General features: G+C 43.0%; 24 protein-coding genes and 2 other annotated features (1 of these 26 running past the window's edge). All 24 genes read right to left on the reverse strand.

Annotation, left to right across the window (positions count from 1 at the left end):
- Window positions 1-88 precede the first annotated feature (88 nt).
- Window positions 89-3,688, reverse strand: coding sequence for a DNA-directed RNA polymerase subunit beta' (gene rpoC, locus M1D94_RS20980; RefSeq protein ID WP_004399688.1), 3,600 nt, complete (start codon window positions 3,686-3,688; stop codon window positions 89-91).
- Window positions 3,689-3,749: 61 nt separating this feature from the next.
- Window positions 3,750-7,331: a DNA-directed RNA polymerase subunit beta gene (gene rpoB, locus M1D94_RS20985; protein ID WP_128441293.1), complete on the reverse strand. Its 3,582-nt coding sequence runs from the start codon at window positions 7,329-7,331 to the stop codon at window positions 3,750-3,752.
- Between the two features lie 245 nt (window positions 7,332-7,576).
- Window positions 7,577-8,182: a class I SAM-dependent methyltransferase gene (locus M1D94_RS20990; protein ID WP_003235045.1), complete on the reverse strand. Its 606-nt coding sequence runs from the start codon at window positions 8,180-8,182 to the stop codon at window positions 7,577-7,579.
- Window positions 8,183-8,271: 89 nt separating this feature from the next.
- Window positions 8,272-8,643 carry a 50S ribosomal protein L7/L12 gene (rplL, locus tag M1D94_RS20995; RefSeq protein ID WP_003156436.1) on the reverse strand — a complete coding sequence of 124 codons (372 nt, stop codon included), beginning with the start codon at window positions 8,641-8,643 and terminating at the stop codon, window positions 8,272-8,274.
- A 45-nt stretch (window positions 8,644-8,688) separates the two neighbouring features.
- Window positions 8,689-9,189: a 50S ribosomal protein L10 gene (rplJ, locus tag M1D94_RS21000; protein ID WP_003235042.1), complete on the reverse strand. Its 501-nt coding sequence runs from the start codon at window positions 9,187-9,189 to the stop codon at window positions 8,689-8,691.
- A 65-nt stretch (window positions 9,190-9,254) separates the two neighbouring features.
- Window positions 9,255-9,395: a sequence feature (ribosomal protein L10 leader region), on the reverse strand.
- A 45-nt stretch (window positions 9,396-9,440) separates the two neighbouring features.
- Window positions 9,441-10,139, reverse strand: coding sequence for a 50S ribosomal protein L1 (rplA, locus tag M1D94_RS21005; protein WP_003235040.1), 699 nt, complete (start codon window positions 10,137-10,139; stop codon window positions 9,441-9,443).
- A gap of 94 nt (window positions 10,140-10,233) precedes the next feature.
- Window positions 10,234-10,659, reverse strand: coding sequence for a 50S ribosomal protein L11 (rplK, locus tag M1D94_RS21010; protein WP_003156430.1), 426 nt, complete (start codon window positions 10,657-10,659; stop codon window positions 10,234-10,236).
- 167 nt (window positions 10,660-10,826) lie between these two features.
- Window positions 10,827-11,360 carry a transcription termination/antitermination protein NusG gene (gene nusG / locus M1D94_RS21015; protein WP_003225764.1) on the reverse strand — a complete coding sequence of 178 codons (534 nt, stop codon included), beginning with the start codon at window positions 11,358-11,360 and terminating at the stop codon, window positions 10,827-10,829.
- Between the two features lie 178 nt (window positions 11,361-11,538).
- Window positions 11,539-11,718 carry a preprotein translocase subunit SecE gene (gene secE, locus M1D94_RS21020; protein ID WP_004399676.1) on the reverse strand — a complete coding sequence of 60 codons (180 nt, stop codon included), beginning with the start codon at window positions 11,716-11,718 and terminating at the stop codon, window positions 11,539-11,541.
- A 33-nt stretch (window positions 11,719-11,751) separates the two neighbouring features.
- The gene (gene rpmG / locus M1D94_RS21025) at window positions 11,752-11,901 is read right to left on the reverse strand and encodes a 50S ribosomal protein L33 (protein ID WP_003156421.1); all 150 of its coding nucleotides are present in this window, start codon (window positions 11,899-11,901) and stop codon (window positions 11,752-11,754) included.
- 92 nt (window positions 11,902-11,993) lie between these two features.
- On the reverse strand, window positions 11,994-12,650 hold the full coding sequence (gene sigH, locus M1D94_RS21030; protein ID WP_003225758.1) for an RNA polymerase sporulation sigma factor SigH: 657 nt from the start codon (window positions 12,648-12,650) through the stop codon (window positions 11,994-11,996).
- Between the two features lie 62 nt (window positions 12,651-12,712).
- On the reverse strand, window positions 12,713-13,225 hold the full coding sequence (gene rae1 / locus M1D94_RS21035; protein WP_003235032.1) for a ribosome-dependent mRNA decay endonuclease Rae1/YacP: 513 nt from the start codon (window positions 13,223-13,225) through the stop codon (window positions 12,713-12,715).
- A 6-nt stretch (window positions 13,226-13,231) separates the two neighbouring features.
- Window positions 13,232-13,981 (reverse strand): 23S rRNA (guanosine(2251)-2'-O)-methyltransferase RlmB, encoded by a 750-nt coding sequence (rlmB, locus tag M1D94_RS21040; RefSeq protein WP_014475598.1) that lies wholly within the window; start codon window positions 13,979-13,981, stop codon window positions 13,232-13,234.
- Window positions 13,965-14,396: a mini-ribonuclease 3 gene (locus M1D94_RS21045; RefSeq protein ID WP_014475597.1), complete on the reverse strand. Its 432-nt coding sequence runs from the start codon at window positions 14,394-14,396 to the stop codon at window positions 13,965-13,967. The genes rlmB and M1D94_RS21045 overlap by 17 nt, the downstream gene beginning before the upstream one ends.
- Before the next feature lie 3 nt (window positions 14,397-14,399).
- Window positions 14,400-15,800, reverse strand: a complete 1,401-nt coding sequence (cysS, locus tag M1D94_RS21050) for a cysteine--tRNA ligase (protein ID WP_038827787.1) — start codon at window positions 15,798-15,800, stop codon at window positions 14,400-14,402.
- Window positions 15,797-16,450 (reverse strand): serine O-acetyltransferase, encoded by a 654-nt coding sequence (gene cysE / locus M1D94_RS21055; RefSeq protein ID WP_003225749.1) that lies wholly within the window; start codon window positions 16,448-16,450, stop codon window positions 15,797-15,799. The genes cysS and cysE overlap by 4 nt, the downstream gene beginning before the upstream one ends.
- A gap of 68 nt (window positions 16,451-16,518) precedes the next feature.
- Window positions 16,519-16,749 (reverse strand) — a binding site (T-box leader).
- A 2-nt stretch (window positions 16,750-16,751) separates the two neighbouring features.
- Entirely contained in the window at window positions 16,752-18,203 is a 1,452-nt protein-coding gene (gltX, locus tag M1D94_RS21060) for a glutamate--tRNA ligase (protein WP_014478617.1), read from the reverse strand.
- A gap of 90 nt (window positions 18,204-18,293) precedes the next feature.
- Window positions 18,294-18,770, reverse strand: coding sequence for a 2-C-methyl-D-erythritol 2,4-cyclodiphosphate synthase (gene ispF / locus M1D94_RS21065; RefSeq protein WP_038827792.1), 477 nt, complete (start codon window positions 18,768-18,770; stop codon window positions 18,294-18,296).
- Window positions 18,763-19,461 (reverse strand): 2-C-methyl-D-erythritol 4-phosphate cytidylyltransferase, encoded by a 699-nt coding sequence (gene ispD, locus M1D94_RS21070; RefSeq protein ID WP_424934949.1) that lies wholly within the window; start codon window positions 19,459-19,461, stop codon window positions 18,763-18,765. The genes ispF and ispD overlap by 8 nt, the downstream gene beginning before the upstream one ends.
- Before the next feature lie 14 nt (window positions 19,462-19,475).
- A complete protein-coding gene (locus tag M1D94_RS21075) occupies window positions 19,476-20,576 on the reverse strand; it encodes a PIN/TRAM domain-containing protein (RefSeq protein WP_003235014.1) in 1,101 nt (366 codons plus the stop codon).
- Between the two features lie 115 nt (window positions 20,577-20,691).
- Window positions 20,692-21,774 (reverse strand): DNA integrity scanning diadenylate cyclase DisA, encoded by a 1,083-nt coding sequence (disA, locus tag M1D94_RS21080; RefSeq protein ID WP_003225736.1) that lies wholly within the window; start codon window positions 21,772-21,774, stop codon window positions 20,692-20,694.
- Window positions 21,775-21,777: 3 nt separating this feature from the next.
- The gene (radA, locus tag M1D94_RS21085; protein WP_014475593.1) at window positions 21,778-23,154 is read right to left on the reverse strand and encodes a DNA repair protein RadA; all 1,377 of its coding nucleotides are present in this window, start codon (window positions 23,152-23,154) and stop codon (window positions 21,778-21,780) included.
- A gap of 91 nt (window positions 23,155-23,245) precedes the next feature.
- The gene (clpC, locus tag M1D94_RS21090) at window positions 23,246-25,678 is read right to left on the reverse strand and encodes an ATP-dependent protease ATP-binding subunit ClpC (RefSeq protein WP_014475592.1); all 2,433 of its coding nucleotides are present in this window, start codon (window positions 25,676-25,678) and stop codon (window positions 23,246-23,248) included.
- On the reverse strand, window positions 25,675-26,396 hold the 3' portion of the coding sequence (locus tag M1D94_RS21095) for a protein arginine kinase (RefSeq protein WP_003235007.1). The gene runs 370 nt beyond the window's last position; 722 of the gene's 1,092 nt are visible here — the last part of the coding sequence; its start codon lies beyond the right edge, outside the window; it ends in the stop codon at window positions 25,675-25,677. The genes clpC and M1D94_RS21095 overlap by 4 nt, the downstream gene beginning before the upstream one ends.

Here is a 26,396-nt window from a genome sequence, read left to right on the forward strand (position 1 = left end):
TTAGTTTCGTTCTTCTCATAGAGTGACTTTTTCATAAATATATCTGCTGAAAGACTGTTTTTGCAGTCTTTCAGCAGCATTAAATCAGTTATTCAACCGGGACCATATCGTCAGTCGGCTGAACATTTGATACTGGTTTTACTTTACGGTATTTCATCATTCCTGTACCAGCTGGAACAAGCTTACCGATGATAACATTCTCTTTCAAGCCGAGAAGCTCGTCACGCTTACCTTTGATCGCTGCATCTGTAAGGACACGTGTTGTTTCCTGGAAGGAAGCAGCAGATAAGAATGAATCAGTTTCAAGAGATGCTTTTGTAATACCGAGTAAGACAGGACGGCCTGTAGCAGGTCGATTGCCTTCAAGTAATACCTTTTTGTTTGCTTCAGTAAATTGGTGAATATCAAGCAATGTACCTGGAAGCACATCAGTGTCACCGGCATCAATTACGCGTACTTTGCGAAGCATCTGGCGAACCATTACTTCTACGTGTTTATCACCGATTTCAACACCCTGCATACGGTAAACCTTTTGAACCTCATGGAGAAGATACTCTTGAACAGTCGTCAGGTCAGTCACTTTAAGAAGTTCTTTCGGATCGATTGAACCTTCTGTCAGTACTTGGCCTCGAGTAATTTTATCTCCTTCCGCTACTTTCAGGCGGGAGTTGTAAGGTGCCGTATAAGAACGTGTTTCCACTGCGCCTTGAACCACAATTTCCTGTTGCTTATCACGAACTTCATTGATCTCAACGACTGTACCGTCGATTTCTGTAATTGTTGCCTGACCTTTCGGATTACGCGCTTCGAAAAGCTCTTGGATACGCGGAAGACCCTGTGTGATATCGTCTCCGGCAACCCCGCCTGTATGGAATGTACGCATTGTTAACTGTGTACCAGGCTCACCGATTGATTGGGCAGCAATGATTCCGACAGCTTCACCGACTTCAACATCGGAGCCAGTTGCAAGATTTCGGCCATAGCATCGTTTACATACACCATGAGGCGTATTACATGTGAAGGCAGAACGGATCCACACTTCTTCAATGCCGGCTTCGACAATCTCCAGTGCTTTATCTTCATCAATCAGTTCGTTTTCATTCACAAGCACTTCACCTGTTTCAGGGTGCTTCACTTGTTTTCTTGCAAAACGTCCGATTAAGCGTTCTTCTAAGCGCTCAATTGTTTCAGTTCCTTCTTTAAGAGGCTTAGCAAGAATGCCTCGGTCAGTTCCGCAATCAGTTTCACGAATGATAACATCCTGCGCAACGTCAACGAGACGGCGTGTAAGGTAACCTGAGTCAGCAGTTTTAAGAGCGGTATCGGCAAGACCTTTACGCGCACCGTGTGTGGAGATAAAGTACTCCAATACTGTCAGACCTTCACGGAAACTTGATTTGATCGGCAACTCAATGATACGTCCAGCCGGGTTGGCCATCAGGCCGCGCATTCCGGCAAGCTGCGTAAAGTTAGATGCGTTACCACGGGCACCAGAGTCACTCATCATGTAGATCGGGTTGAGTTCATCAAGTGATTTCATCAGTTTGCCTTGGATAACGTCTTTTGCAGCACTCCAGATAGAGATGACTCTCTCATAGCGTTCTTCTTCAGTGATAAGACCGCGGCGGAACTGCTTCATAACGTTGTCAACTTTGCTTTGCGCTTCCTCAAGAATTTCTTGTTTATCATCGAGTACGACGATGTCAGAAACCCCAACTGTAATACCAGCTTTAGTTGAATATTTGAAACCTAGGTTTTTCATGCGGTCAAGCATTTTAGACGTTTCCGTAATATGGAATCGTTTAAAGATTTCCGCGATGATTTTACCCAGAATGCCTTTTTTAAACGGCGCATTGATTGGCTGCTGTGCGATAACAGCTTTAACGTCAGCACCTTTTTCTAAGAAGAAACGGTCAGGTGTTTTCTCTTCAATGTTGCTCTTCGTTGGTTCATTCATGTAAGGGAATGATTCCGGAAGAATTTCATTGAAGACAAGCTTACCGACAGTTGTAATTAACAATTTTGAGCGCTGTTCTTCGGTAAATGTCACATTCTTAAGTGAGTTAGCTGCAACAGCTACTCTCGTATGAAGGTGAACATACCCGTTTTGATAAGCAAGAAGCGCTTCGTCTGTATTCTTGAAGACCATACCTTCACCGACAGCACCGGCACGCTCAAGTGTCAGGTAATAGTTACCTAGTACCATATCCTGAGACGGTGTTACAACCGGTTTACCATCTTTAGGGTTCAAGATGTTTTGAGCAGCAAGCATCAGGATGCGTGCTTCAGCTTGTGCTTCAGCAGATAATGGTACGTGAACCGCCATTTGGTCACCGTCAAAGTCAGCGTTGTAAGCTGTACATACGAGCGGGTGAAGACGGATTGCGCGTCCTTCAACAAGCGTTGGTTCAAACGCCTGGATACCTAATCTGTGAAGTGTAGGGGCACGGTTCAGCAGTACCGGATGCTCCTTAATAACTGATTCTAGTACATCCCAAACTTCAGGCTGTACGCGCTCAATTTTGCGTTTCGCACTCTTAATGTTGTGAGCAAGACCTTTTTCAACAAGTTCTTTCATAACGAAAGGTTTGAAAAGTTCAAGCGCCATTTCCTTCGGTAATCCGCATTGGTACATTTTCAAATGAGGACCAACAACGATTACAGAACGTCCGGAGTAATCGACACGTTTACCAAGAAGGTTTTGACGGAAACGGCCTTGCTTCCCTTTCAGCATGTGAGAAAGAGATTTTAACGGTCTGTTACCAGGGCCTGTTACAGGGCGTCCGCGGCGGCCGTTGTCAATTAAGGCATCGACAGCCTCTTGAAGCATACGCTTTTCGTTTTGAACGATGATGCTAGGCGCACCAAGGTCCAAAAGGCGTTTCAAACGATTGTTACGGTTGATGACACGACGATAAAGGTCATTCAAATCAGAAGTCGCAAAACGTCCGCCATCTAGCTGAACCATCGGTCTAAGCTCCGGAGGAATAACAGGAAGCACATCAAGGATCATCCAAGAAGGCTTGTTTCCTGAGTTACGAAAGGCTTCTAAAACTTCAAGACGTTTGATCGCACGAGTACGTCGTTGTCCTTGTGAAGTTTTCAGCTCTTCTTTTAACATATCAACTTCTTTGACAAGATCGATATCTTGAAGAAGTTTATGAATTGCTTCAGCACCCATAGATGCTTGGAATTTATTACCGTATTTATCAAGATAAGCACGGTATTCTTTCTCAGACAGAAGCTGTTTCTTTTCAAGCGGTGTATTCGCCGGATCAGTTACAACGTAAGAAGCAAAGTAAATGACTTCTTCTAAAGCACGAGGTGACATATCCAGCACAAGACCCATACGGCTTGGAATACCTTTGAAATACCAAATGTGGGAAACTGGGGCAGCCAGTTCAATGTGCCCCATTCTCTCACGACGGACTTTAGCCCGTGTTACTTCGACTCCGCAGCGGTCACAAACTACGCCTTTATAACGAACTCGCTTGTACTTCCCGCAATGACATTCCCAGTCCTTAGTAGGTCCGAAAATGCGTTCGCAGAATAGACCGTCCTTTTCAGGTTTTAACGTACGATAGTTTATCGTTTCAGGCTTTTTCACTTCACCAAAAGACCATGAACGGATTTTATCTGGTGAAGCAAGACCGATGTTCATATACTCAAAATTGTTCACATCTAGCAAGGGGCCTACCTCCCTTTTTATCTTCGGATTAACCGATGTCACTTGCCTTTATAACTAGAGATTATTCTTTTGTTACTACATCGCGTTCAACGTCTGCAGATGCTGTTTCTTCCGGCTCTTCATCACCTGATAATGCCAGGCCGTCAGCTTGTTTCACATCTTCTTCGTCTTCTAAATCTCTCATTTCTATTTCTTCTTCATCACCAGAAAGGATTTTGACATCCATACCTAAGCTTTGAAGTTCTTTGATTAATACTTTGAATGATTCCGGAACACCTGGTTCAGGAACATTGTCGCCTTTAACGATGGCTTCGTATGTTTTCACACGTCCAACCACGTCATCAGACTTAACAGTCAGAATTTCTTGAAGAGTATAAGCCGCACCGTAAGCTTCAAGTGCCCAAACCTCCATCTCACCAAAACGCTGTCCGCCAAATTGCGCTTTACCGCCAAGAGGCTGCTGCGTAACAAGTGAGTAAGGACCTGTAGAGCGTGCATGAAGTTTATCGTCAACCATGTGAGCTAGTTTGATCATGTACATGATACCGACAGATACACGGTTATCAAACGGCTCTCCAGTACGTCCGTCGTAAAGCACTGTTTTGGCGTCACGAGACATGCCGGCTTCTTCAAGTGTTTCCCAGACATCCTCTTCTCGCGCTCCGTCAAATACAGGAGATGCAATGTGAATGCCAAGGTAACGAGCGGCCATACCCATGTGAAGTTCCAATACCTGCCCGATGTTCATACGTGATGGTACGCCCAGCGGGTTAAGCATGATATCAATTGGTGTGCCGTCAGGAAGGTAAGGCATATCCTCTTCAGGAAGAATCTTAGAGATAACACCTTTGTTACCGTGACGACCGGCCATTTTATCCCCTTCAGAAATCTTACGTTTCTGAACGATATATACGCGTACTAACTGGTTAACACCTGGAGGAAGTTCGTCTCCGTCTTCACGGTTGAAGACTTTAACGTCATGGATAATTCCGCCGCCGCCGTGAGGCACACGAAGAGAAGTATCACGAACCTCGCGGGCTTTCTCGCCAAAAATGGCGTGAAGAAGGCGTTCTTCTGCAGTCAGTTCAGTTACGCCTTTAGGCGTTACTTTACCAACAAGAAGATCTCCGTCTTTTACTTCTGCCCCAATACGGATGATTCCGCGGTCATCAAGATTGCGAAGCGCATCTTCACCGACGTTTGGAATATCGCGAGTGATTTCTTCAGGTCCAAGTTTCGTATCACGTGCTTCTGATTCGTATTCTTCAATGTGGATAGATGTATAAACATCATCCTTCACTAGGCGTTCACTCATGATGATGGCATCCTCATAGTTGTAGCCATCCCATGTCATGAAGCCGACCATTACGTTACGGCCAAGTGCAAGTTCACCAAGCTCCATAGAAGGACCGTCAGCAAGGATTTCTCCTTTTACCACTTCATCGCCGACACTTACGATCGGACGCTGGTTGTAGCACGTACCTTGGTTAGAGCGGACAAATTTCAGCAGGCTGTATTTATCCAGGTTTCCTTTTACTTTTTGACCGTCTACTTCTTCATAACGGCGAACCCAAACGTTTTTCGCTTCTACGCGTTCAACGATACCAGGGTGTTTACAAATAACAGCGGCACCAGAGTCTTTTCCTGATACGTATTCCATACCAGTTCCAACAAATGGCGCTTCCGGCTGCATCAAAGGCACAGCCTGACGCTGCATGTTCGCTCCCATGAGGGCACGGTTGGAGTCATCGTTTTCTAAGAACGGGATACATGCTGTCGCAGCAGATACAACCTGCTTAGGCGATACATCCATGTAGTCTACACGGTTTCTGGAAACAACAGTGTTCTCCCCGCGGAAACGAGCTACGATGCTGTCATCAATAAAGGCGCCTTCGTCATCAAGACGAGCATTCGCTTGAGCGACAACATAGTTATCCTCTTCATCAGCAGTTAAGTAATCGATTCTGCCCGTTACCTTCCCTGTTTCAGGGTCAACGCGGCGATATGGCGTTTCAATAAAGCCAAAACGGTTTACTTTTGCATAAGATGATAGTGAGTTGATCAAACCGATGTTCGGGCCCTCAGGCGTTTCAATCGGACACATACGGCCATAGTGGGAGTAGTGAACGTCACGCACTTCCATTCCGGCACGCTCACGTGTCAATCCGCCCGGTCCTAATGCTGACAGACGACGCTTGTGCGTTAATTCAGCAAGCGGGTTCGTCTGATCCATGAATTGAGAAAGCTGTGAGCTTCCAAAGAACTCTTTAATGGACGCAATAACAGGACGAATATTGATCAGCTGCTGAGGCGTAATTGTATTCGTATCTTGAATTGACATTCTCTCACGAACCACACGCTCCATACGGCTTAAACCGATTCGGAATTGGTTCTGGAGAAGCTCGCCTACAGAGCGTAAACGGCGGTTTCCAAGATGATCGATATCATCTGTATCGCCTACTCCGTGCAGCAAGTTGAAGAAGTAGCTGATTGAAGAAATAATATCAGCAGGCGTGATGTTTTTAATCTCTTCTTCGATGTAAGCATTGCCGATTACATTAATAACCTGTTCTCCTTCTTGATCAGTCGGAGCAAAGATTTTAATTGATTGAAGAGTCACTTCATCTTCAACAACGCCGCCATTCGGATACAGCTTTCTAAAACCGATTCCGTTTTCTAAGTATGGCAGTACTTTATCAAGTGTTCTTCTATCAAGAATCTGGCCTTTTTCAGCAAGGATTTCTCCTGTTTCAGGATCAACAAGCGTTTCAGCAAGTCTCTGATTGAAGAGGCGATTCTTAATATGAAGTTTTTTATTAATTTTATAGCGTCCTACATTGGCAAGATCGTATCGTTTCGGATCAAAGAAACGAGAATCAAGCAAGCTTTTCGCATTTTCTACTGTAGGCGGCTCTCCAGGACGGAGACGCTCGTAAATTTCCAGCAACGCTTTGTCACTGTTTTCTGTGTTATCTTTATCAAGCGTATTTCGCAGGTATTCGTTTTCTCCTATGAGATCAAGAATCTCTTGATCGGAGCCGAAGCCGAGAGCACGCAAAAGAACCGTAACCGGCAACTTACGTGTGCGATCAATGCGGACATAAACAACATCTTTCGCATCAGTTTCGTATTCTAACCATGCGCCACGGTTTGGAATGACAGTTGCGGTAAAACCTTTTTTACCGTTTTTGTCTACTTTACCACTGAAATATACACTTGGAGACCGAACAAGCTGGGAAACGATAACACGTTCCGCACCGTTAATGATAAAAGTACCTGTATCTGTCATAATAGGGAAATCACCCATGAAGACATCTTGGTCTTTTACCTCTCCAGTTTCTTTGTTAATTAAACGAACCTTCACTCTTAGCGGAGCTGAGTAAGTCACATCACGTTCTTTTGATTCCTCTACAGGATATTTAGGCTCACCTAAACTATAATCAATGAACTCAAGAGAGAGGTTACCAGTGAAATCCTCAATTGGTGATATGTCTTGAAACATCTCTCTAAGACCCTCATCAAGAAACCACTGATAAGAAGAGGTTTGAATTTCAATGAGATTTGGTAATTCTAACACTTCGCTAATGCGAGCATAGCTTCTGCGCTGGCGGTGTCGTCCATACTGAACTAGTTGACCTGTCAACTGATTCACCCCTCAAATCATGCGTATTATATGTGTAATAAGCATTTCTTCCAAAGAAAGAAAATACTTTTACAAGACAAAAGAAAAAAGGGTTTCTAATTAAGAAAACCACATCCAAAAACAAATACCGATTTTATTAGCATTTCCATACTTGTATAATTTATACATAGATATTGACAATTCATCATATCAAGCAAAATATATACATTGGCATTTTACAATATTAACATAGTTAAAATACCGAGTCAAACTTTTTTTGCTTTTATGATATAATAGCCTTTCTTTTTTTGAACGACGGAAACTTCATCGAACAGTTCCTCGAGCTTTTCAATGGCAGAAGGCGCGCCTTGCTTTTTCTGTATGACGATCCACAATTCACCTGAAGCTTTTAAGTGTTCAGCGCTTTTCTCAAAGATAGCATGGACAACTTTTTTTCCGGCTCGGATTGGGGGATTTGTAAGAATAGAAGCAAATGTTTGAGCAGAATCAACGTTTGAAAACAAATCGCTTTGATAAATCTTAACGTTTGTTATTCCGTTCTGTTCCGCATTTTCATTTGATAGTTCTACGGCTCTCTCATTAACGTCAATCATGTGGATAGTCCGGTCTTTAAAGTCGCTGGCGAGCGATAAACCAATCGGGCCGTACCCGCAGCCTACATCCAAAATGCCGCCCTCAACCTCAGGCTCTTCAAAAGAATCAATCAGCAGGCGGGAGCCGAAATCAACTTCTTTTTTAGAAAAAACCCCGCTGTCGCTGGTAAACGTGAAATCTTTATTCCGAAGCCTAAAAGACCAGGTTTGCTTGTTGCTTTTTACTGAAGGTTTTTCTGAATAATAGTGCTCACTCATTATTAGAACCTCCTTTTTTCATGGCTTAAAGAATGGCAAAGAAAAAGCTCGCCTCATAAAAGCGAGCTTCCCCTACAGGTAAGTGAAGATTACTTAACTTCTACAGAAGCGCCAACTTCTTCAAGTTTAGCTTTAAGCTCTTCAGCTTCTTCTTTAGCAATACCTTCTTTAAGTGGTTTTGGAGTGTTGTCAACAAGTTCTTTAGCTTCTTTCAAGCCAAGACCAGTGATTTCACGTACAACTTTGATAACTTTGATTTTTTGAGATCCTGCACCAGCAAGGATAAGATCGAATTCGCTTTGCTCTTCAGCAGCTCCGCCAGCAGCAGCTCCGCCAGCTACAGCTACAGGAGCAGCAGCAGTTACGCCAAATTCTTCTTCGATTGCTTTTACTAGGTCGTTCAATTCAAGTACAGTTGCTTCTTTAACGGAAGCAATGATTTCTTCGATATTTAAAGCCATTTGTAATTCCTCCATTTTGTTTTAATTTATGAAAAACTGATTAGATTAAGCGCCTTGTTCTTCCTTTTGTTCTGCCACAGCTTTTGCAGCAAGAGCAAGGTTGCGAACTGGAGCTTGAAGTACGCTAAGCAACATAGAAAGCAAGCCTTCGCGTGATGGAAGTTCAGCAAGAGCTTTCACTTCTTCAACAGTAGAAACTTTACCTTCGATAACGCCAGCTTTGATTTCAAGAGCTTCGTGATTTTTAGCGAAGTCATTAAGAACTTTAGCCGGAGCGACAACATCTTCAGTGCTGAATGCGATCGCGTTCGGTCCAGTTAAGAAATCATTCAAACCATTAAGCTCAGCTTGTTCAACCGCACGGCGAGTCATCGTATTTTTGTAAACTTTGAACTCAACGTTAGCTTCGCGAAGCTGTTTACGAAGTTCAGTTACTTCAGAAACGTTAAGTCCGCGATAGTCAACGATGATCGTTGATTTACTTTCTTTCAGTTTAGAAGCAATTTCTTCAACAACAACTTTTTTTGTTTCAATTGCGCTGCTCATGGTTACACCTCCTGTAGATTCTTGTGTAACACTTATACCGTTAGGTGATCACGACTGAGACGACGGATTCCATATAAAAAGCCTCCATGAGACATGGAGGCTGTATATACAAGCATACGTAACGTAATAGCTGTGATAATATACACCTCGGTAGGATAATTAAGCGGTTAGGCCCCTACTGTCTACGGTATAAATGATATTCTATTTTACAACATTTTGAATAATATCAGAATGTTGATGTCATGTCAATATTATTTTACGTTAAAAGTTGAAGAGTCTACTTTGACACCAGGTCCCATAGTAGAAGTTACAGCAACGTTTTTCACGTAAACGCCTTTAGCTGCAGCAGGTTTAGCTTTAAGGATTGTATCGTACATTGTTGTGAAGTTCTCAACAAGTTTTTCATCCTCGAAAGAAACTTTACCGATAGGAACATGAATGTTTCCAGCTTTATCAACGCGGTATTCAACTTTACCAGCTTTGATTTCGCCGATCGCTTTCTCAACTTCGAAAGTAACTGTACCAGTTTTAGGGTTTGGCATTAAACCTTTTGGTCCAAGTACACGACCGATTTTACCAACTTCACCCATCATGTCAGGTGTAGCTACGATAACATCGAAATCGAACCAGCCTTGTTGAATTTTGTTGATGTAGTCAGTATCGCCTACGAAATCTGCACCAGCAGCTTCAGCTTCTTTCGCTTTTTCGCCTTTTGCGAAAACGAGAACGCGCTGAGTTTTACCAGTTCCGTTTGGAAGAACAACTGCTCCACGGATTTGCTGGTCGTTTTTACGAGGGTCAACCCCTAAACGGAAAGCCACTTCAACTGTAGCGTCGAATTTAGCTGTGTTTGTTTTTTTAACGAGAGCTACTGCTTCAGAGACGTCGTAAGCTTTAGAACGGTCTACAAGCTTAGCAGCTTCAACGTACTTTTTACCTTTTTTAGCCATTTTAAAATTTCCTCCTTATGTGGTTATAGCGGAATAACCTCCCACGAATAAGGGTTGCGAACTTGTTAAAACTCGCAACCCGACAAGAAACAAATTAATCCTCGATTACAATACCCATACTGCGGGCAGTACCTTCAACCATGCGCATTGCCGCTTCAACGTCTGCTGCGTTTAAGTCAGGCATTTTCGTTTCAGCGATTTCGCGTACTTTATCGCGCTTAACGGTTGCCACTTTATTACGGTTTGGTTCACCAGAACCAGACTCAATTCCAGCTGCTTTTTTAAGCAATACTGCAGCAGGTGGAGTTTTTGTAATAAATGTAAATGAACGGTCTTCGTAAACCGAAATTTCAACAGGAATGATTAAACCAGCTTGGTCAGCTGTACGAGCGTTAAACTCCTTACAGAATCCCATGATGTTAACACCGGCTTGACCAAGTGCAGGTCCAACTGGTGGTGCTGGGTTAGCTTTTCCAGCAGGAATTTGCAATTTTACAACTTTAACTACTTTTTTAGCCACGAGACACACCTCCTTAAGTCCGTGATGTGGTAATAGGGTAAACCCTCCCACTCAAGGTTTCATTCTTTATATGAATGACGAAATATCATGCTAGTTGCCTTGGATAAGTCCAAGACGTACCTTTGCTATATTATCATTTATATATAGCAATTTCAAGTTTTTTCACATTACAATTTGTCGATTTGGGTAAATTCCAGCTCAACCGGCGTTTCACGGCCAAACATATTAACGAAAACTTTGACCTTGCTTTTATCATAATCAATCTCTTCAATTGATCCTGTAAAGTTAGCAAAAGGTCCGTCTATTACTTTCACTGTCTCTTTCAGTTCAAAGTCAATATCAGTTTTTCGTTCATCCATGCCCATTCTCTTCAGAATGGTTTCTGCTTCGCCCGGAAGAAGCGGCGTCGGTTTTGAACCTGACCCGGCAGATCCTACGAATCCAGTAACGCCCGGCGTGTTGCGGACAACATACCAAGAGTCGTCTGTCATTACAATTTCAACAAGCACATAACCAGGGAATACTTTCTTTTTCACGACTTTTTTCTTGCCGTTTTTGATATCTGTTTCTTCTTCTTCGGGTACGACTACACGGAAAATTTTATCCTGCATCCCCATTGATTCAACACGTTTTTCCAAGTTGGCTTTTACTTTATTCTCATAACCAGAGTACGTGTGAACAACATACCAATTCTTTTCCATTCTATTCAGGACTGTCCAGTCCTTCCCTCCCCGCATTTGGTTTTAGTGAATTACCATAACGCTTCAAAAAATAGGCGGCAAGCCTATGATAACTTTCATTTTAAGCCACAATAAAAAACCCGCTGAACGGGTTTTGGCAAGTAATATTATGATCTATTATAGCACGTATTGCTGATCATTATTCAACTATTAAACGAATTAATTGAGAAATTCCTGTGTCAAGGAGGGCAAAAAAGATAACAAAAAAGATAACTGTTGAAATTACCGTAATGGTATAACGCGTTAACTCTTTTCCTTTAGGCCAGCTTACCTTTTTCATTTCTTTCCCAACATCTTTAAAGAATTTCATAATACGCATGTAAAAGACCTCCACAATTTAAAAGCGCAAAAACTATTTTGTTTCAAGATGAGCTGTATGTGAATTGCAAGTACTGCAGTATTTCTTTACTTCTAATCGCTCAGCCGCTGATGCAGAGCTCTTCATTGTCGTATAATTACGGTTTCCGCATGTCTTGCATGCTAACGTAATCTTTTTTCTCATGTCATTACACCTTTTTCTAAATAGACATTAGTTCTTATCTTTAGTAACATATCATAGTCAGAAAAATACTGTCAATATAGCATAAATTCCTATTACAAACTGATTTCGCGAATTTCCAAGTACTTCTCCAGCTTGCGTTTCACACGCTGAAGGGCATTGTCGATCGATTTCACATGTCGGTTCAGTTCATCAGAAATCTCTTGGTAACTTCTCCCGTCGAGATATAAGACGAGTACTTTTCTCTCTAAATCACTTAATAGTTCTCCCATTTTCATTTCAATATCATCAAATTCTTCCTGATTAATGATCATTTCCTCAGGATTTAAGGTTTTCGCTCCTGAAATGACATCCAGCAGCGTTCGGTCTGATTCTTCATCAAAAATCGGTTTATCTAATGAGACGTAGGAATTCAAAGGAATGTGTTTCTGGCGAGTAGCTGTCTTTATTGCGGTAATAATTTGGCGGGTAATACATAATTCTGCGAAAGCTTTGAATGAGGTAAGCTTGTCCTCTTTGAAGTCACGAATAGACTTATAGAGGCCTATCATGCCTTCCTGAACAATATCCTCTCTGTCCGCCCCTATTAAGAAATAGGATCTTGCTTTTGCCCGAACAAAGTTTCGGTACTTCGTAATCAAGTAATCTAACGCATCACTGTCCCCAACATGAACCTTTTCAATGACCTGCTCGTCCTCCAACTGGCAAAACTGCTCTTTGTTGAATTTTCCCTTGTTGTTCTGTAGATTCACTCCGATCCCCCCGGCGCACGTAGATAGAAATATTATACAGTATTGGGCAAAAAAGCGTCAACTTAATCTAAGTCTCCCCGCCTCCACTTTTCAAACGTTTTCAAAACCTCTTCCGATAAAGCAATTTTACCCGCCGGCTTTTCGGAAGTGATTTTTCTTACCCGTCTCTCTATTCGCCTTTCAATCGTTTCTACCTCTCTCAAAAGCTCCCGGGCCGATTTCCGCAATGCCCCCTGTCCGAAAATCGCCCACTGCTCAGTATAGTCAGAGGTCGCAACGTGAATTTGAGTCGCAATATTATTCAAAGCCTGAGCGAGCTTTTCTATCCGCTCATCAGCCGTCTCATTTTCTTTTGTAAAAATCACTTCAACTCTATGGTTGGTCTGTTTTTTCTCAAGCCCTTTTACGAGATGCGCGTCAAAAACAACAATAACCCTGTTTCCTGTATACGATTGATATTCCGCCATTTTCTGAATCAGTACGTCTCTCGCCTCTTCAAAACTGTTCGCTTTTAAATCCTTCAGCTGCGGCCAGGCTCCAATCATGTTGTACCCGTCTACTAACAGGATATCCATGGGTCTTTATTCTCCCAGAGGGTTTCGTTTCCGGTAGACTTCATACATCAAAAGACCAGCCGCGACAGATGCATTTAGTGAAGTTACCTTTCCGGCCATCGGGAGTTTAATGAGAAAATCGCACTTTTCCTTCACAAGGCGGCCCATCCCTTTTCCTTCACTTCCGATGACTAGAGCCAAAGGCATATTGCCGTCCATATTACGGTAATCCTCACGCGCGGACGCATCCGTTCCGACAACCCAGATTCCCCGCTCTTTCATCTCTTCTAACGTCCGTGCCAAATTGGTGACTCTTGCTACAGGAATGTGCTCAATTGCTCCTGTTGAAGCTTTTGCCACTGTTGTTGTCAGCCCGACAGCTCTCCGTTTTGGAATGACGATGCCATGAGCGCCGACCGCATCTGCTGTCCTCATAATGGAACCAAGATTATGAGGGTCTTCAAGCTCGTCCAGAATGAGGAAGAAAGGCTGTTCATTTTTTTCTTCGGCTGCTTTATATAAATCGTCCAGTTCTGCATATTCATACGCTGCAACCTGTGCCACTACGCCCTGATGCTGTCCTGTCACCATTTGATCGAGTTTTTTTCTCGGGACGTATTGAATCGTGATTCCCTGCTTTTTGGCAAGCTCAATCACTTGCTGTGCTTGTCCCTTTACGGTGTTTTCCGCCATCCACAGCTTATACAGCTTCCGATCAGATTTTAACGTCTCGATCACTGCATTTTTCCCTATGACGTAATCATGTTGCTGACTCATTTGTTTTCCTCCCTGACGTCCCGAATTGTATAGCTTCGGCTACGAGCTGACTAAGTCGTTCCTCTTTTTTCTCTAGAAAAAGGTAGCCCAGAAGCGCTTCAAATGCTGTACTGTAGCGGTACGTCTGAACATCTGTATTTTTAGGTATTGTCCCTGACTTGGCATTTCTGCCTCTTTTCAGCACCGCTTCCTCTTCTTCCGTAAAAAATGATTGATTCTGCAGAAAAAATAGGATCTCAGCCTGTGACTTTGCTGAAACAATCCGGCTTGATTTCTTATGAAGATCATTTGGTTTGGTAAAGCCCTGCTTAAGCAGGTGATGCCTGACATACACTTCAAAAATGGCATCACCTATATAAGCAAGCGCAAGACCGTTAAGCTGCTTAGAATCTTTTATCGTATCAAATTCAAGCATCTGTTATTGTCCCCGTTTCCAGCGAGTGCCTTGAGCCGTATCTTCAAGAATGATATTCATGCTTTTCAGCTGGTCGCGGATCTGGTCTGACAATGCAAAATCGCGATTCCGGCGCGCTTCATTTCGCTTTTCGATTAAGTCTTCAATCTCTTGATCGAGAAGTTCCTGCTCACCCAACGAAAAACCGAGGACAGAAACAATACGGTCAAACATCTCGATAAACGCCGTAATTACATGATCAGCTGTATGGTCTTTCTGAAGATAATAATTGGCGTGTTTCGCTAAGTCAAACAAGACTGAAATGGCATTCGCCGTATTAAAATCATCGTCCATCGCTTCTTCGAATGCTTTGCGGTGTTCTTCAACTTTTTCAAGCCATTGATCGTCATCTTCCGTTAAATTCGTACTGCTGTTCAGACGGTGCTGAAGATTGCTGTACGCTGTTTTTAAACGGTTGAACGCGCTTTTCGTATTCTCCAGAAGCTCTTCTGAATAGTTAATCGGGTGGCGATAATGAACAGATAGCATAAAGAATCTCAAAAGCTGCGGATCATGCTGTTTAATGATGTCATGGACAAGCACAAAGTTGCCTAGTGATTTTGACATTTTTTCATTATCAATATTGATATAACCATTATGAAGCCAGTACTTCGCAAACGTTTTGCCTGTTAGCGCCTCAGATTGCGCAATTTCGTTTTCGTGGTGAGGGAATGTTAAATCCTGTCCGCCCGCATGGATATCAATCTGGTCACCCAGATACTTTTTCACCATTGCTGAGCATTCAATGTGCCAGCCCGGACGTCCTTTTCCCCAAGGGCTATCCCAAGAGATTTCTCCTTCTTTTGCCGCTTTCCACAGTGCGAAATCAAGAGCATCTTCTTTTTTCTCGCCGACTCGGATGCGTGCACCTGATCTAAGTTCATCGATTGATTGCTGAGAAAGCTTTCCGTACCCTTCAAATGCTCTGGTTTTGAAATATACGTCACCTTCTGATTCATATGCGTAGCCCTTTTTCACGAGCTGATCTACGAATTCGATAATGGCATCCATGTTCTCCATTACTCGCGGATGAAGGTCGGCTTTTCGGCAGCCGAGCGCACCTACGTCTTCAAAGTATGCTTTAATAAAACGCTCTGAAATGGTGGGTACATCCTCACCGAGTTCATTTGCCGCTTTAATTAATTTATCGTCTACGTCTGTGAAGTTAGAGACATACTGCACATCATAGCCTTTATACTCTAAATAGTTTCGAACCGTATCGTAAACGATTGCCGGACGCGCGTTCCCGATATGAATGTAATTGTAAACCGTGGGTCCGCATACATACATTTTCACTTTTCCCTCTTCAAGAGGAACAAATGTTTCCTTCTGTCTAGTCAATGTATTATAAAGTGTGATTGTCATTTTTGATTGATCCTTTCTTTTCTGTCTTCAAGTTCTGCCTTCAGCTCTAAAATCTGCTGTTCCAAAGACTTAAAGCGGTCAGCAACTGGATCGGGCAAATCCTGATGGTTTAAATCGCGTCTTACTTTCTTGCCATTTTGTACAACGACCCGTCCAGGGATACCGACAACTGTTGAAAAATCAGGAACATCATGCAGCACTACTGAACCAGCCCCAATCTTTGAGCCTTCACCGACCGTAATAGAACCGAGCACTTTAGCACCTGTGGCTATCAATGCGTCATCTTTAATCGTTGGGTGCCTTTTTCCCTTTTCTTTCCCCGTTCCCCCGAGGGTAACCCCCTGAAAAACGGTTACGTTATTGCCGATTTCACATGTCTCCCCAATGACAACCCCCATGCCGTGGTCTATGAAAAATCTTCTCCCGATTGTAGCGCCGGGGTGGATTTCTATCCCGGTAAAAAATCGGCTTACTTGAGATATAAGGCGTGCAAGGAAATAAAATTTTCGTTTATATAAAGCATGTGCAATCCGATGCGCCCATATAGCATGTAAACCGGAATAAGTTAAAATCACTTCAAAATAGCTTCTTGCTGCGGGATCTTGATCGAACACAGTATCAATGTCTTCTTTGAGCATTCTAAAAAACACATGCTTCCCCCCGTTTCTCTATCTGATTTCCTCTACCCAATAAAAAAAGCGTCTCTGCATGTAAACATGACAGAGACGCTTTAACCGCGCGGTTCCACTCTGTTTGAAAAGCAGACTTCTGCTCTCCCAACTTCAGCCTGTAACGGCGGCGGCCGCCTTTGAATACTGATTTCAAAAAACGTTCTTCAAAGGTCTTAAGGGCGCACTTCTAAAACCCGGCTCATGGATCTCTCTCAGCCAATGGAGATCCTTTCTGTAATGGCCTAAAGCTTTATACTCTTCCCTGTCAACAATCATTTATTTAGATATTCTTTAAACGCTGAATTGCAGTCTCTTTACCGATCAATTCAATTGATTGCGGCAGTTCCGGACCGTGAGTTTGCCCTGTTACAGCAACACGAATCGGCATAAACAGTTTTTTCCCTTTATGGCCAGTTTCTTTCTGCACTGCTTTGATTGATGCTTTGATATTATCCGGAGTGAACTCCTCAAGCTCTTCAAGCTTCGCTGCGAATGTGCTGAGCACTTCAGGAACCTGTTCTTCTTCCAGAACAGCTTTCGCTTCTTGATTATACTCGATCTCATCCGTAAAGAACAAATCAGTCAGCTCAACAATTTCCGCACCGTAGCTTAATTGCTCATGATACAGGGAAATCAGTTTACGAACCCACTCTTGTTCTTCAGCAGAAAGCTCAGTGCCAACTTTGCCCGCTTTTTGCAAATGCGGAAGCGTCAGTTCAACAACCTGATCAAGATCCAGCTTCTTCACATATTGGTTGTTAACCCATTTTAGCTTATGCATATCAAACAAAGCTGGTGATTTAGATAAACGATTTACATCAAAAATTTCAATAAACTGCTCTTTTGTGAAAAGCTCTTCTTCTCCAACCGGTGACCAGCCTAGCAGTCCGATAAAGTTGAACAGCGCTTCTGGCAGGTAGCCAAGCTCTTTGTACTGCTCGATGAATTGAATAATGGATTCATCACGTTTACTGAGCTTTTTACGGCTTTCGTTTACGATCAGCGTCATGTGTCCGAACTGAGGAATATCCCATCCGAATGCTTGATAAATCATAATCTGTTTCGGTGTGTTAGAAATATGATCCTCACCGCGCAGCACGTGTGTCATTTTCATTAAGTAGTCATCAATCGCTACCGCGAAGTTGTAAGTCGGCGTTCCGTCCTTTTTCACAATAACAAAGTCGCCGATGCCATCTGATTCAAAAGAAATTTCGCCTTTTACGATATCATTGAAGGCGATGATTTTTCCTTCCGGCACGCGGAAACGAATACTTGGTTTTCTGCCTTCAGCGATAAATTTCTCCTGTTCTTCCTGAGTCAGGTCTCTGTGTTTTCCGGAATAACGAGGCATTTCTCCGCGGGCAATCTGTTCTTCACGCTCTTTTTCAAGCTCTTCTTCCGTACAGTAACATTTATAAGCAAGCCCTTTTTCAAGAAGCTCTTCATAGTACACTTTATAGATATCGTTACGCTCGGACTGACGGTATGGGCCGTACTCTCCTCCGACATCCACACTCTCATCCCAGTCAATACCTAGCCACTTCAGATAATTCAGCTGGCTTTGTTCTCCGCCCTCAATATTGCGCTTTTTATCAGTATCCTCAACTCGAATGATAAACTTACCGCCTTGATTGCGGGCAAATAAATAATTAAAAAGCGCCGTTCTGGCATTTCCAATATGCAAATGTCCGGTTGGACTCGGTGCATAACGGACGCGTACTTCGTTTCCCATTTTCAAATACTTCCTTTCATGTCATGTATGGCCTCAGGCAAAAATGTATGAATCTATTCTACCACCAAATAGACCCGGCATCAAAACAAGTTAGCCTTTTCGTATCAGTACTGTCGCCTGAGCCGCTATTCCTTCCGCCCGGCCTGTAAATCCAAGCTTTTCTGTCGTTGTTGCTTTTACATTTACTTGAGAAACTTCTGCCTCAAGGCCTTCAGCAATTCTTTTTCTCATATCTTCTATGTACGGCAGCATCTTCGGCTTTTGCGCTATGATGGTGCAATCAATGTTCCCAAGGACATACCCCTTCTGTTTCACGATTCCCCAGACATGCTGAAGTAATTTGAAAGAATCTGCGTCCTTGAACTCGGGATCTGTGTCAGGAAAATGCTTGCCGATGTCTCCTTCACCCACAGCTCCCAGGCAGGCGTCAGCGACAGTATGCAGCAATACGTCTGCATCAGAATGGCCAAGCAGCCCTTTTTCGTACGGGATTTCAATTCCGCCAATAATGAGAGGACGGCCCTCCACTAATTGATGCACATCAAATCCTTGTCCAATTCTAAACATGTTTATTCCCACTTTCTGATTCCATGATAGCTTCAGCTGACGTCAAATCGTCTGGCGTCGTCAGCTTAATATTTGTATAGCTGCCTTCTACAACACGGACCGAACCGCCCTCCATCTGTTCAACGAGGCTGGCGTCATCTGTCCCTAAAAATCCCTTACGCTCGGCCTCAGCGTGAGCCTTCATCAATAAAGAAAGACGAAAAGCTTGTGGCGTTTGGACAGCCCACAAGCTTGAACGTTCAATCGTCTCACTGACTTGTAAATCTTGAACGTGTTTAATCGTATCTTTTACCGGAACAGCAAGGATGGCCGCTCCTGTCTGTTCCGCCTCTGCGATCAGTTCGTCAATTTGTTCATGTTTTATAAATGGGCGGGCACCGTCATGTACAAGGACAATCTTTTCCTGCTTTACGGCTTTCAGCCCCTTATACACACTGTGCTGACGCTCTTCTCCGCCTGCAACAAGCTCAATTGAAGTTTGAAACGGGTAATCGGACAGCAATTGCTGAAAGTGCTCCCGCTCCTGCTCGTTAATCACCAAGATGATTTTTTCGCACTGCCGGTGGCTGTCAAACACTCTTAACGTGTGTATGATCACCGGGTCTCCTTTCAGCTCAATGAACAGTTTATTTCTCCCTGCCTTCATCCGCTTTCCCTGACCGGCTGCAGGAATCACCACATCATAACTCATTGTTTTTTCTCCCTTTACAGCGCCTTCTCCAACAGCTTAGGCTTCGCAAAAATCATTCGTCCCGCTGCTGTCTGCAGCACACTTGTGACGAGTACATCAATATGCTTGCCGATATAATTGCGTCCTTCTTCAACGACAATCATCGTACCGTCATCCAAGTAGGCAACTCCCTGATTATGCTCTTTCCCGTCCTTAATGACCTGAACATTCATTTCCTCGCCAGGAAGCACAACAGGCTTGACCGCATTGGCAAGGTCATTAATGTTTAATACTGCTACCTTCTGAAGCTCGCACACTTTATTTAAATTAAAATCATTCGTCACAACGACCCCGGATGTCAGCTTAGCAAGTTTGACGAGCTTGCTGTCAACCTCCTGAATATCTTCAAAGTCGCCTTCGTAAATTTCAACTTCAATGTCTAATTCTTTCTGAATGCGGTTCAGGATATCAAGACCGCGGCGTCCTCTGTTTCGTTTTAAAACATCTGAAGAGTCTGCAATATGCTGCAATTCCTCAAGGACAAACTGCGGAATCACGATAACTCCCTCTAAAAAACCAGTCTGACAAATATCTGCTATTCTCCCATCAATAATAACACTAGTGTCCAAAATTTTCAGCTTCTTGTCTTGAACCTCATGTTCTTCATCAGCTGTTCCTTTTTTCTTTTGCATTCTGGCGGAAATGGAAAACAGGCTGATCAATTCATCCTTTTTCTTAAAGCCCACCTGGAAGCCGAGATAACCGAGGAAGAAAGCCAAAAATACAGGAATTATTGTGCTGAATATGCGGTAAGGTATATTGTCTAAAGGAATAACATTTACGATAAGATAAGCAATTATAAGTCCAAAAACTAAGCCAAGACTTCCAAATAACAAATCTGGAACCGGCGCTTTTAACAATGAATCCTCTATCCACTTCACCCAGTTCACAACGTATTCTGTACCCCATATACTGATGAGAAAAAAGATAATTGCTCCTATTGCCGCAGACGTATATGCGTTTGTTATTAAAGGTATGTCCTGTATATTTAACAGTACAAACAATTCAGGTATCAAAAATATACCAACAACGCCGCCAAAAATAATGAAGAACGCCTGAACTATTCGTTTTAACATACCCCCACCTCCTTTTTTAACATTTTAATTTCACAAAGTCTTATGCATCCTACGAATATCAGAATAAACAAAAACCAACATTAATATACCCGTATTCATAAGGTTTTAACCGAAATCACAGTTGTCTGTCTAAATAATGCTTCTCTTGCAGGCGTTTTAATCCTTTTTTGATTTTTTGGGCTCGTACTTCACCGATTCCCTCTACTTCATCTAATTCTTCTGCACTCGCCTCAATAATCCTTGGCAGGACTCCAAATGCTTCTACAACATTTTCAACAATCGGCATCGGAAGACGCGGTATCTTATTTAACAGCCTGTATCCTCTCGGCAATACATAATCATCAAGATTAGTAGAAGCAGGGTAACCGAGAAGCTTATACACAATGGAATCATCCAGCAGATCATAACTGGACATATCCTGCAGCTCCTTCAAGAGAACAAACGGATCTTTAATCTTTTCTTTTACATAGTCCTTAATAAATAAAGCGGCCTCTTCTTCCATATCCGTAATCAATTCAATGACTTGCAGTTTGATCAGATGCCCTTCTGTCCCCAGCTCTTTGATATACATATTAATTTCGTTTTTGATTCTCAGTACCATTTCATAACGATGCATGACAGACAAGACATCACTAAAGGTAACAAGTTCCTCAAACTCTAACGCGTTCAGTGCATTAATCGTTTTATCGAGGATTGTCTTATACTTTTCAAGTGTTTGAATGGCTTGGTTCGCCTTGGTTAAAATAAATCCTATGTCTTTTAGTGTATACTTCATGTTTTCCTGATATAACGTTATGACATTTCTTCTTTCAGAAATTGCGATCACAAGACAGCCAGTTTGCTTAGCTACTCTTTCGGCAGTTCTGTGCCGCATTCCTGTTTCTGATGAAGAAATTGTGGCATCCGGCATCAGCTGAGTATTCGCGTAGAGGATCTTTTGACCCGAATCACTTAAAATGATCGCTCCATCCATTTTAGCCAGCTCATATAAATGCGCCGGAGAAAAAGCCGTGTTTATGTGAAAGCCCCCGTCCACCACTTCTTTTACTTTATCATTATATCCAACAACAATCAGACCGCCTGTATTTGCTCTCAAGACGTTTTCCATCCCCGCTCTGAGCGGTGTACCCGGAGCAACAAACTGCAATATAGATGACAGGTCTAACTCGTGTTTCGCCCCTTTTTTCTCTTTTTCCATCTATTATCCTCCTAATGAAGTACGAAGCGCTTCTGCAACATTTGCTACTCCGATAACCTCAATCCCTTTTGGTTTTGTCCATCCATCCAGATTTGCCGCGGGTATGATCATGCGTTTAAAACCAAGCTTTGCCGCTTCTTTCACACGCTGTTCAATTCTTGAAACCCGCCGGACTTCTCCGGTTAATCCCACTTCTCCAATAAAACAATCTGCAGGATTTGGAGGTGTGTCTCTAAAGCTTGATGCGATACTAATCACAATCGCAAGATCAATTGCCGGTTCATCAAGCTTAACGCCGCCTGCCACTTTCAAATAAGCATCTTGATTTTGCAGCAGCAGCCCTACTCTTTTTTCTAACACAGCCATTAACAGAGAAACCCTGTTATGGTCTATTCCCGTTGCCATACGCCTTGGGTTGCCAAAGCTTGTTGGCGAGATGAGCGCCTGAATTTCAACAAGAATCGGTCTAGTGCCCTCCATAGAGGCAGTGATACTCGAGCCTGCGGAACCAGCAGAGCGTTCTTCTAAGAAAATTTCCGAAGGATTCAAAACCTCAGTGAGCCCCTCTTCCCGCATTTCGAAAATGCCCATTTCGTTTGTAGATCCGAAACGGTTTTTTACAGCCCGCAAAATACGGAAAGTATGGTGACGTTCTCCTTCAAAATATAAAACAGTGTCAACCATATGCTCCAACAGTCTCGGACCTGCAATAGACCCCTCTTTCGTCACGTGCCCTACGATAAAAATCGGAATACCTTTTGTTTTTGCAATTTTCATCAGCTCAGCGGTACATTCTCTGACCTGTGACACACTGCCTGGAGCCGATGTAATATCGCTTTGGTAAACCGTTTGAATAGAGTCAACAACGACAAACGCTGGATTCATCTCTTGTATAGCAGACGAAATATACTCCATATCGGTTTCAGATAAAACATGCAGTGACGGATTATTAATGCCAAGACGGTCTGCTCGCAGCTTCGTTTGCTTTACAGATTCTTCTCCCGAAATATACAGGACACTGTTTGATGAGCCTGATAATTGAGCGGAAACCTGCAGTAATAGCGTTGACTTTCCGATACCAGGATCACCGCCAATTAAAACGAGGGAGCCTTTAACGACACCTCCGCCGAGTACTCTGTTAAACTCGCCAAGCTGGGTTTTGACGCGGGGTTCTTCTGATGTTTCGATTGATGTAATAGGTGAAGGTTTCTGTACAGTTTGAACAGAATGAGAAAAAGCCGCTCTCCGATTGGCCGGTGCTTTTTTAATCATTTCTTCCACCATTGTATTCCAAGCACCGCAGCCCGGACATTTCCCCATCCATTTTGGAGACTCGTAGCCGCAGGATTGGCAGATGAATTTCGATTTTGTTTTAGCCATATATAGTGTAAGACCTCTCCCTTGTTCTATTTCTTGATATGAAAGTGAGGCATACACTTACATGCTGTATGCCTCATTCCCGTCTTCTATATTAATTCGTTTTAGCAGTCGTTTTTACGACAAATTCGCCATCTTCTACATCAAGAACAATATGCTGTCCTTTATGAATATTTCCTCTGAGGAGTTCTTCAGATAAACGATCCTCGACATGTTTTTGGATCGCTCTTCTTAACGGACGGGCACCGTATTCCAGGTCAACGCCCTCTTCCGCGACTTTCGCTTTTGCAGCATCTGTCAATTCGATAGAAAGATCTTGTTCTTTCAGGCGTTTCGTTAATTGATCAGACATTAATGACACAATTTCAGTAAGATGTTTTTTCTCAAGTGAATGGAAGACAATGATTTCATCAATACGGTTGATGAACTCAGGTCTGAACGCTCGTTTCAATTCACCCATCACTTTATCTTTCATGTCTTTATGATTTTGAGTTTCATCCTGAACGTTAAAGCCGACATATTTATTGCGTTTCAGCTCACTTGCTCCGACGTTTGATGTCATGATCAGAATGGTATTGCGGAAATCGACTGTGCGTCCTTTAGAATCAGTCAATCGCCCGTCTTCAAGAACTTGCAGAAGGATATTGAAGACATCAGGGTGCGCTTTCTCGATCTCATCAAGAAGCACGACAGAGTAAGGTTTTCTTCTGACTTTCTCTGTCAATTGACCGCCTTCATCATATCCCACATATCCCGGAGGTGAACCAACAAGTCTTGAAGTTGAGTGTTTTTCCATGTATTCAGACATATCAATTCTGATCATGGATTCTTCATCACCAAAAATGGATTCAGCAAGTGCTCGTGCAAGCTCTGTTTTACCTACACCTGTAGGGCCTAAGAAAATGAATGAGCCGATTGGGCGTTTAGGATCTTTCAATCCTGCTCTCGCACGTCTGACGGCTTTTGCAACAGCTACAACCGCTTCATCCTGGCCGATGACGCGGGAATGAAGAATGTTTTCCATATTGAGAAGCTTATCAGTTTCAGTTTGGGCGATTTTAGATACAGGCACACCGGTCCAGCTGGATACAACCATCGCAATATCATCCACAGTAACCTCTGAGTTTTCCTGCCCTTGCTTCTCTTTCCATGATTTCTTCGTATCCTCTACTTGCTCGCGCAGGCGTTGTTCAGTATCACGCAAGGAAGCAGCTTTTTCAAACTCTTGGCTTTGCACTGCCGCGTCCTTCTCTTTACGAACCTCATCAAGCTTCTGCTCAAGCTCTTTTAAGTTAGGAGGCGTTGTAAATGAGCGCAGTCTCACCTTTGAACCTGCTTCATCGATCAAGTCAATTGCTTTATCCGGAAGGAAGCGGTCAGAAATATATCTGTCAGAAAGCTTAACCGCAGCTTCAATGGCATCATCAGTGATAGAAACGCGGTGGTGGGCTTCGTATCTGTCACGCAGACCTTGTAAAATTTGAATACTTTCATCTACAGATGGCTGATCAACCTGAATCGGCTGAAAACGGCGTTCCAGTGCTGCATCTTTTTCAATATATTTACGGTACTCATCAAGAGTCGTTGCACCAATACATTGGAGTTCGCCGCGAGCAAGTGAAGGTTTTAAAATATTAGATGCATCAATAGCACCTTCTGCTCCGCCTGCCCCGATTAATGTATGGAGCTCATCGATGAATAGAATGATATTTCCTGCCTGGCGAATTTCATCCATGACCTTCTTCAGGCGATCCTCAAATTCTCCGCGGTATTTTGTGCCGGCAACAACTGTTCCCATGTCTAATGTCATCACACGTTTATCACGCAAAATTTCGGGTACTTCATTATTGATAATTTGCTGTGCCAAACCTTCTGCGATAGCCGTTTTACCTACACCTGGTTCCCCAATGAGAACAGGGTTGTTTTTCGTTCTGCGGCTTAACACTTCAATGACACGCTGGATCTCCTTGCTTCTGCCGATTACAGGGTCAAGGCTGTCTTCCTTCGCAATAGCAGTTAAGTCTCTTGCCAAGCTGTCAAGCGTAGGCGTATTCGCATTGCTGTTTGTTCCTGCCGCTGATGATCCTGTTTCATTACTTCCTAGAAGCTGGAGCACCTGCTGTCTTGCTTTATTTAAGCTGACACCGAGATTATTCAGAACTCTCGCAGCAACACCTTCTCCTTCACGAATCAGACCAAGAAGAATATGTTCTGTTCCAACATAAGAATGACCGAGTTTTCTTGCCTCATCCATTGAAAGCTCAATGACTTTTTTAGCTCTAGGAGTATAATGAATCGTTTGAGACATTTCCTGCCCGCGCCCGATCAAACTTTCTACTTCTTTCTGAATTTTATCTGAACCGAGTCCAAGCGCTTGAAGAGCTTTAGCAGCAATGCCCTCTCCTTCTCTTACCAGTCCTAATAAAATATGCTCAGTGCCAATGTTATTATGACCTAACCGAAGTGCTTCTTCCTGTGCTAGCGCCAGTACTTTTTGAGCTCGTTCTGTAAATCTTCCAAACATCATATCGATTCATCCTCCTGTCTTTTCCCATTCATTTCTAAGTGAAGCCGTTCTCTGATGAGAGCCGCTCTTCGAATGTCCCTTTCGTTCGGACGCAAAGCGCCTCCCGAGTATTGCTGTAAAAATCCTGGCTGCGTCAAAATCATAAGTTCGTTAAGTATGTTGCTTGAAAGTCCTTTTATAATGCCTAGGTCTATGCCTAACCGAACATCTGAAAGGCACTTTGCAGTTTCTTTCGATTCTATCATCCGGCAATTAGACAAGACCCCATAAGACCGATATACCCGATCCTCAAGTTCGATTTTAGAAGTTTGATAAATCGCTTCTCGGGCAGATCGTTCTTGTTCAATCAACTGAGCAGCAACACTGTTAAGATCCTCTACAATATCCTGCTCTGACTTACCAAGCGTGATCTGATTTGAAATTTGAAAGATATTCCCTACTGCTTCGCTGCCTTCCCCATAAATTCCTCTAACAACTAAGCCTAATTGATTAATTGCCGGTATAATTCGATTTATTTGCCTAGTTAAAACTAGTGCCGGCAGATGCATCATGACCGAAGCCCTTAAACCTGTACCTACGTTTGTAGGACAGCTGGTTAAGTATCCTCTTTGCTCATTGAATGCATAATCAACTTTTTCTTCGATCCAGTCGTCGACCTGGTTTGCGGCTTTCATTGCTTCTAAAAGCTGAAATCCAGGGAAAAGACACTGAATTCTAA

This window comes from Bacillus sp. JZ109, assembly GCF_053903135.1.

Excerpts from the sequence above, each read along its gene's own strand:
- M1D94_RS20990 (WP_003235045.1), bottom strand. The coding sequence starts at position 8,182 with ATGAGTGAGCACTATTATTCAGAAAAACCTTCAGTAAAAAGCAACAAG.
- rplL (WP_003156436.1), bottom strand. The coding sequence starts at position 8,643 with ATGGCTTTAAATATCGAAGAAATCATTGCTTCCGTTAAAGAAGCAACT.
- rplJ (WP_003235042.1), bottom strand. The coding sequence starts at position 9,189 with ATGAGCAGCGCAATTGAAACAAAAAAAGTTGTTGTTGAAGAAATTGCT.
- rplA (WP_003235040.1), bottom strand. The coding sequence starts at position 10,139 with ATGGCTAAAAAAGGTAAAAAGTACGTTGAAGCTGCTAAGCTTGTAGAC.
- nusG (WP_003225764.1), bottom strand. The coding sequence starts at position 11,360 with ATGGAAAAGAATTGGTATGTTGTTCACACGTACTCTGGTTATGAGAAT.
- secE (WP_004399676.1), bottom strand. The coding sequence starts at position 11,718 with ATGCGTATTATGAAATTCTTTAAAGATGTTGGGAAAGAAATGAAAAAG.
- rpmG (WP_003156421.1), bottom strand. The coding sequence starts at position 11,901 with ATGAGAAAAAAGATTACGTTAGCATGCAAGACATGCGGAAACCGTAAT.
- rae1 (WP_003235032.1), bottom strand. The coding sequence starts at position 13,225 with ATGGATATCCTGTTAGTAGACGGGTACAACATGATTGGAGCCTGGCCG.
- rlmB (WP_014475598.1), bottom strand. The coding sequence starts at position 13,981 with ATGAGTCAGCAACATGATTACGTCATAGGGAAAAATGCAGTGATCGAG.
- M1D94_RS21045 (WP_014475597.1), bottom strand. The coding sequence starts at position 14,396 with ATGCTTGAATTTGATACGATAAAAGATTCTAAGCAGCTTAACGGTCTT.
- cysS (WP_038827787.1), bottom strand. The coding sequence starts at position 15,800 with ATGACAATCACACTTTATAATACATTGACTAGACAGAAGGAAACATTT.
- gltX (WP_014478617.1), bottom strand. The coding sequence starts at position 18,203 with ATGGGAAACGAAGTACGCGTCCGTTATGCACCGAGTCCAACCGGACAT.
- ispF (WP_038827792.1), bottom strand. The coding sequence starts at position 18,770 with ATGTTTAGAATTGGACAAGGATTTGATGTGCATCAATTAGTGGAGGGC.
- ispD (WP_424934949.1), bottom strand. The coding sequence starts at position 19,461 with ATGAGTTATGATGTGGTGATTCCTGCAGCCGGTCAGGGAAAGCGGATG.
- M1D94_RS21075 (WP_003235014.1), bottom strand. The coding sequence starts at position 20,576 with ATGTTAAAACGAATAGTTCAGGCGTTCTTCATTATTTTTGGCGGCGTT.
- disA (WP_003225736.1), bottom strand. The coding sequence starts at position 21,774 with ATGGAAAAAGAGAAAAAAGGGGCGAAACACGAGTTAGACCTGTCATCT.
- radA (WP_014475593.1), bottom strand. The coding sequence starts at position 23,154 with ATGGCTAAAACAAAATCGAAATTCATCTGCCAATCCTGCGGCTACGAG.
- clpC (WP_014475592.1), bottom strand. The coding sequence starts at position 25,678 with ATGATGTTTGGAAGATTTACAGAACGAGCTCAAAAAGTACTGGCGCTA.